The following is a 6437-nucleotide window of genomic DNA, read 5'->3' as shown; positions in this document are numbered from 1 at the left end:
GACCCACCCGACCCGCCCCCGAGGCGGGTTTTTCATTTCTGGAGACCCTCATGCCGACCACGACCTATGCCCATTTCCGCGACGTGCCCGAAAGCGCCTGGCGCTGGCCCAGCTTTTCCCCGGCCGAAATCGCCTGCCGCGGCACCGGCGCGATCAAGATCAACACCGAGGCCATGGACAAGCTGCAATCGCTGCGCAACCGCCTCGGCAAGCCGCTGATCGTCCGCTCGGGTTATCGCAGCCCCAGCCACAACCACGCCGTCGGTGGGGCCCCGGCATCGAAACACATGCAGGGCACGGCCTTCGACATTGCCATGTCGAACCACGATCCCGCAGCTTTCATGGCAGCGGCCCGCGCCGTCGGCTTCCTCGGCTTCGGCACCTATCCCCGCTCGGGGTTCATGCACATCGACCTCGGGCCCGCGCGGTCTTGGGGTGAACCATTCGCGGTCCGCGCCACGCCCTTCGTGACGGAAACCCAGCCTGCCCGCGAGGTGCTGGCCGACAGCCGCACCCTCAAAGGCGGTGGCGCTGCGGGCATCGCGACCGTCGGCGCCGCCGGTGTCGAAGTGGCGCAAGAGGTCTTGGCGTAAACCCAATCCGCGATCCTGCCGCTGGTGCCCTACCTCGACACCCTGCGCTGGGTGTTCATCGCCGTAGCGCTGATCGGCATCGCTGTTGCGATCCACGCGAGGGTCGACGACTGGAAGCGGGGCCAGCGATGATCGGCTGGCTTGCCTCGATCCTGACCAGTGGCCCGGCGCGCAAAACGCTGGGCCTGCTGCTGGTCGCAGTCGCCGTCACCCTGTTCCTGCTGAACCTCCGCCGCGCCGGTGAACGCGCCGGTCGGCTGGCAGAGCGCCTTTCAACATCGGAGAGAACCCATGAAATCCAACGCCAGATGCTGGACGCCGCAAGCCGCCGCCCTGCTGATCGTGATGCTCTTGCTCAGCGCATGCGCGATGGTCGGTTCTGAACAGCAGGCGCCTTGCCCACCCGTGGTGCAATACACGTCAGCCGAACAGGCGCGCGCCGCAGATGAGGTGGATGCCCTGCCGGAAGGCGCGATGGTCGTTCGGATGCTCGGCGATTTTGCCGTCCTGCGCGACCAGGCGCGGGCCTGCAAGTGAAAGACGGGCCGGGAAATGCCAAGCAGGAAGCGCCAGACGCATCGACCGCAGCGTCACGCCCGGCCCGTTTCACAGGTTTACGGTTTCAAAGAACGGCAGTGATTCTCTCCCGGTAGATGATGGCATGAGGCACGACGAGCTGTCGCGAATGAAGATGGGCACAATTGTGCACCTCTGGCAGCCCCTTAGTGTGGGAGGATTTGTTGTGGTCGCCAGCCGCACAGGGCGGAAAGCGACTAACGGCAGTGCGGCAGAGCACCCGCAACAAGCATCCAGACCGGTCGCTCACAAATGCGGTGTCGAAACCCACATGGCGAGGGAATGGGCGGGGAACAACAAACCGACACAGGTAAAACAGTAAGGATGCAAGGCAACTCTAGCTTGGCCATTTCGGCAGTGCTATGCGACCATAGACAAAGTAGAGTTGCATTCCATGAATCAGAACCTGACTACGCCTGCCTTTGACGAGTATCGTCGCGGTCGAGAGCCGCAACCGATGCACTCAGACGCTCAGCGCTACCAAGGGGACACCGATCCGATGAGTCCTACGGATGGCTTGGAGAACTGGCGAGACGGTGGGGACACGAACGACACGCCAGCGCCTGCCCCGCCAGTTCTTGATGGCAAGCCAGAGGAATCGCGCCTTTGGGTTGTTATGGATAATGATGTTCTTCATGCTCCAGAACTCTGTGACTTCGGGAGTGCGCGCGAAGCACAATGTGTTAAACACAGCAACCTTACTGGTGGCCAGCAGGCCTATGCTGGTGGGGAGTTTGTGTTTCTGGATGACAAAACGGTAGTGTTAAATGGTTGTTCAGGTCGTTACCGTATAAGGACGCACACCGAAATGTCGGCAATTGAGACAGCTTTCCGAAAGTCTGGCTATCGAATTTGGTCAATGGGCTGGAACGATGACACAAATAGACCAGCCCTATTCGGCACACAGGACCCGATTTGGGTGCGACTATGACACCAATTATCGACGCTTCAACCCTTTCTTCGATTTTCGGGGAAGACTCATCAGGGAGCACCCCCGACGAGCGTGCGCGCACTTCCCATAGAGAATTTGTCCGGGGCCAGACAATGCTGGCAGAAGCAAGTCCTGCTGCCAAGGGCAGAAGACTAGCTGCATATGAAGCACTAAGTATCTTTGGCTTGGATGTTCTGCGGCGGGCAATCGAAGATGGACAAGTTGCGATTGTCTCAAGCCGCGCCGAGCCCGCAAAGACGATAAAGAATCGGCGTGAAGCACTGGGCATTTCGATAGAAATGCTCGCCAAGATGTCTGGCGTTAAGGCTGGTGCGCTCGAAAAAATGGAAACCTCGGGGAAGGTCTCTCCCATTCGGGATATAGAGAAAGTCGCACCGCCACTGGCAATTGACGAACGCTATCTTGGCCTCTCGGTAAATAAGAGCGTCGATAGCGAACTCGGGGTCCGCTTCAGGCGGCTTTTTTATGGTGATGGCAAGAAGGGATTAACAGCTCCCATAGTTGGGAAGCTGACTGAAGCGGCATGGCTGATCGCCAGACAGCAAGACATTCTTGACTCCCTCGACGTCGAAGATGTCGTGCAACGAGAATTTGAACACAGTCATGACTACACGTTTCCAACATATGAAGCTGGCTACAGGCTTGCGGCAAGAACTCGCGCACTACTGGGGATTGACGAACATGCACCGATTCCAAGCTTAAGGCGCTTAATTGAGCATGACCTCAACATACCCTTGATTGAAACTGAGCTTGGGCAAAGCCTCGCGGGAGCGACTATAGCAAACGGAAAGCGTCGCGGAATTGTCGCAAATATTCAGGGCCGCAATGAAAATCCTTGGGTTCGCCGGATGACGCTCGCGCACGAATTAGGACACCTTCTTTGGGACCCGGATCAACAGCTTGAGCGTTTGGTCGTTGATAGATATGATGAGATAATTGGTGAAGTGAAAATTTTGCAGGATCGAGTTGAGATGCGCGCGAATGCATTTGCTGTTGCATTTCTAGCGCCTCCAGCAGAAGTAGACAGAATAGTTCGGGAAAATGGCAGCGGGTGGCAGGCTGCAATTCGACTGAGTGAGCATTTTGGAATTAGTCTTACGGCGAGCCGAGCACACATTCAAAATATCTGTCGTTTTCAGCTGGCTGCTGGAAAAGGCGGACCGGAAGTATCCGATGAATGGAAGGCTCAAGAAGATCGCACCAATGATTTCTTTCCCATCACTGAAACGCCCATCTCTAGAAGGGGTCGCTTTTCGTGGGCAGTGGTGCGCGCCTTAGGCGAAAAGCTCATATCCGATGACACCGCGGCAACACTGCTCAATACTAACGTGGAAAAATTCCATAAGACACGAGACAGTATATTCGACCTAACATCCTAATTTTTATATTTATCCTCATGAACAACATATTAAGCGCTCGGCAGCGTTGGGGCATAAGGAGAACATGGCGCTAGTCCCCGAACGCTCCACAAGGCGCGATCCTGGTCAGGTGTTATTGAAGAAATCGGCTGGTTCGGCACCAATCGCCCAGTTGATTCGCATGAACTTGACGACATTCAGGTGCCGCTCGGTGCTTTCCACCTTAGTGGCGAACGGTTGGGGTTAGCCGGTTCTTCCGGTAATTCTGGGCATGCCGCATTGCGGCGTCGCTGCGATATCGACCGGCCGCAATGGGCCGAGGCTGTGTGAAAACTCGGTCCAGCATGGTCAGCCCCGGAACGACGTTCTCCCGCAGGCGCGACAGCGGTTCTTCATTCCCGCGCAGGCTGCTACGGATGGGTTCCTGAGGAAACGGTTCTCCTCGGATTCTCGAAATAGGGATTTTCACACAGCCTCGGCCGAACACGTCGTCACCGATCCTTGGGCGTTACGTCTCTCATCCCCTTCTGCAACAACAGAGCCACTTGGTCGGAGGTGAACTTGAACCCCTGCCCATCTGGGATGCGTTCGGCCGAAACCGGGTACTTGGGGCGGCGGGGATCGATGCCCGTGATCTTGAACAGTTCGCGCCCCGTGCTGAACTGGCGGCCGTAATCGGCGGGTGATAACCCGAAAGCCTCGGCAAACGCCTCAAAGCGCAGCCTTACCGGGTCGAGGGCAGTACCATCTGGCAGAGGAATGGACACCCGGAACGCTGCATCGAAACCCCATCGCAGGTCCACGCCAGTGATGTCCTGGGCCTCGACCACAAGACCATGGCGGGCAGCGATCTCTTTGCAGGCCCTAAGCATGTCGAGCTGCAGCCGCTGGCAGAGCACCGGGGTCAGATTTCGCGGGGGCTTGGTGGTAGACATGGGGCGATCGGAACTCGAGGTTTTCATCCGATGCTACAGCAAGCGCCGATCCCGATCAAACCGAGGCGAATGCACGAAGTCGGGATGGTCATCGGGAAGGGAGCGGAACTCGATCATGGCGCGATGCTGCCACAGCAGATTTCGCGGGGCCAGAATCAAAATAGCCCCCGCTTTTCAGGGGGGACTCGTCAAACGTTGAGGTGGCGTTGAGGCAAAAAGCCGGTGTCTATACACAAGTGTTTTTGTCGGATTCCAACCATTTGGAAAGGTTAGTTTTTTTGGTTGCGGGGACAGGATTTGAACCTGTGACCTTCAGGTTATGAGTCGTGTCGAACGAACCATGAGCAATCACTCGGAACCGCGAGTTCTTGCGCAATTTCCGACACTTGCCGATCCCGGAGCCGAGGCTCCGCTTCGCACGATCTGTCGGGATTGCGCAGCGTTTTTCGGCTTCGTGCTTCCACAATGCTTCCAAGGGGCCGTGACCTGATTTTCCGGTAGCACGACCATCAGGCGGCGGTGAGCGACCAGAAGCCGAACTTCCTGCCGTGCTCCTCCTTCAACCGGGCGACATAGGCATCGTGCGTCTCGAACGTACCGCAGTCCGGAATGTCGCGCGCGAGCCGGGCGCAGGCGACCAGGTGCTCGGCGGCATAGCGATACCGCTTCGCCCGGGATCTGGTGAGCGTGAAGTCGATCATCGCGCGGAGCACCAGCGTCGCGGCCAGCGGATGACGCTCTGACAGGGCTTCCGCTGCGGGGGCGAGATACTCGTAGTGATCCCCGTCGATCTCGTCGTGCCGGGCCAGAAGGAGTTCGGCGGCGCGATCCAGCGCCGGCCAGTCGAGGAAGAACTGCAGGGCGTGAAGAAGGCTCGGATAGGCCATGGCGTGCGCCATCGCCCGTTCCTCGGCCTCGATGTCGTCGAAGTCGGGAAGCCGCTTGAGATAGGCCCGCAGGTAGTTGTCGGAGAGCGTGCGCTCGAAGCAGTCCCACCGGAACGACTGCGCCTCCTCGCCGCGTCCCAGGGCCTCCAACGTCTGCAGGCGAATATCATGCCAGGCCAGCGGAACCCGCAAGCCGTCGCCGAGCTCCGCGCGCTCAAGGAACCCCAGCGCCTCGCCTGCCCTGCCGGCCGCGAGCAGGCGCTGCGCGATCTCGGCCGCAATCTGCGGCACCGTGCGGGTCTTCGGATCGTACTGGGTGATGAAGCCGTCGACGTCGCCCTGCGCGTCCGCGATGTCCTTGAGCGCCATGACCACCGTGCTCGCGCGCTCGCGCGCCAGCATCTCGTGCTCGTAGGTCGTGCCGCCCGTGCCCCAGCCCACCGCTTTCCATTGGTCTTTCGGCGGAACAGGCACAGGCGAACGACCGAGTTCTTCGGTCATCGATTTCAGGGCCACCAGCCCCTCGGCGCCGAGCGCCGGGGCCATGCTGCCGATCAGGCCGTCATACTGGCCATAGCCGTTGTCCTGAAGCGCATCGAGAACAGTGCCGGCGAGCGCCTGCGGCTCAGGCCGGACCTTCGCGGCGAGCTGGCCTAGATCGGCACAGGCCTGGTGGAAGATGCCGATGACGGTGCCGCTGGAGTCGTCGCAGCGTTCGAACACCGGTGTGGCGAGCGCCATGAACCGCCACATGAGCGCCAGCGCCTCGTCCGGATCGGCCGGCGCGATCTGCTCGACGATGGCGCGCCGCTGGGTTTCGAGATCCGTGACGAGCGCCTTGCGGTTCTTCCAGGTGATGAAGCTGCGGGCGCGGGCGATGCTGGTCAGCCGCTTGGTGATCTCCCGCGCGGCCTCCCTCGGGCTCTGGGCCCCGGCCAGCGCCAGCCGGAGCTTGCGCTTGGCCGCCGCGTTGCCGGTGCTGACCTCGACCAGCAATTGCGCCAGGCGTTCGGCGCCCAGCGCTTCGAGGTTCTTCGCATTGAGGGTGGTCTTGGACGCCATCGGATCGCCAGTTTCTTTTCCCCGAGCCTAATAGAAGCCCGCGGGCAACGGAACCTGCGTTCTGATTCGCGCGA

6 protein-coding genes and 1 pseudogene are annotated in these 6437 nt (G+C 59.8%); 4 read left to right on the top strand and 3 right to left on the bottom strand.

The genetic code is table 11. From position 1 onward, the window contains the following. Positions 1-50: 50 nt before the first annotated feature. A pseudogene (locus IC63_RS06190) lies at positions 51-725 on the top strand (YcbK family protein). Then, a complete protein-coding gene (locus IC63_RS06185; RefSeq protein WP_084115544.1) occupies positions 725-976 on the top strand; it encodes a hypothetical protein in 252 nt (83 codons plus the stop codon). The pseudogene IC63_RS06190 and the gene IC63_RS06185 overlap by 1 nt, the downstream one beginning before the upstream one ends. A 37-nt stretch (positions 977-1013) precedes the next feature. Here the strand turns inward: IC63_RS06185 and IC63_RS17970 are convergent, their stop codons facing one another. Beyond that, on the bottom strand, positions 1014-1187 hold the full coding sequence (locus tag IC63_RS17970) for a hypothetical protein (RefSeq protein WP_156965376.1): 174 nt from the start codon (positions 1185-1187) through the stop codon (positions 1014-1016). Between the two features lie 376 nt (positions 1188-1563). Here IC63_RS17970 and IC63_RS17965 point away from each other — a divergent pair, with 376 nt between their 5' ends. Then, on the top strand, positions 1564-2100 hold the full coding sequence (locus tag IC63_RS17965) for a hypothetical protein (RefSeq protein ID WP_156965375.1): 537 nt from the start codon (positions 1564-1566) through the stop codon (positions 2098-2100). Positions 2101-2213: 113 nt separating this feature from the next. Next, on the top strand, positions 2214-3500 hold the full coding sequence (locus tag IC63_RS17960) for an XRE family transcriptional regulator (RefSeq protein ID WP_198026265.1): 1287 nt from the start codon (positions 2214-2216) through the stop codon (positions 3498-3500). Positions 3501-3970: 470 nt separating this feature from the next. Here IC63_RS17960 and IC63_RS06175 read toward each other — a convergent pair whose 3' ends face one another. Further along, complete coding sequence (locus IC63_RS06175; protein WP_036718030.1) at positions 3971-4414, bottom strand: hypothetical protein; 444 nt, start codon at positions 4412-4414, stop codon at positions 3971-3973. A 509-nt stretch (positions 4415-4923) separates the two neighbouring features. After that, positions 4924-6363 (bottom strand): DUF6880 family protein, encoded by a 1440-nt coding sequence (locus tag IC63_RS06170; RefSeq protein ID WP_036718027.1) that lies wholly within the window; start codon positions 6361-6363, stop codon positions 4924-4926. Between the last annotated feature and the right edge of the window lie 74 nt (positions 6364-6437).

Origin of the sequence: Paracoccus sphaerophysae, from assembly GCF_000763805.1 — a bacterium.
Taxonomy (GTDB): Bacteria; Pseudomonadota; Alphaproteobacteria; order Rhodobacterales; family Rhodobacteraceae; genus Paracoccus; species Paracoccus sphaerophysae.
Note: the sequence above shows the minus strand (reverse complement) of the source record. Positions and strands in the feature narration are given on the sequence as shown.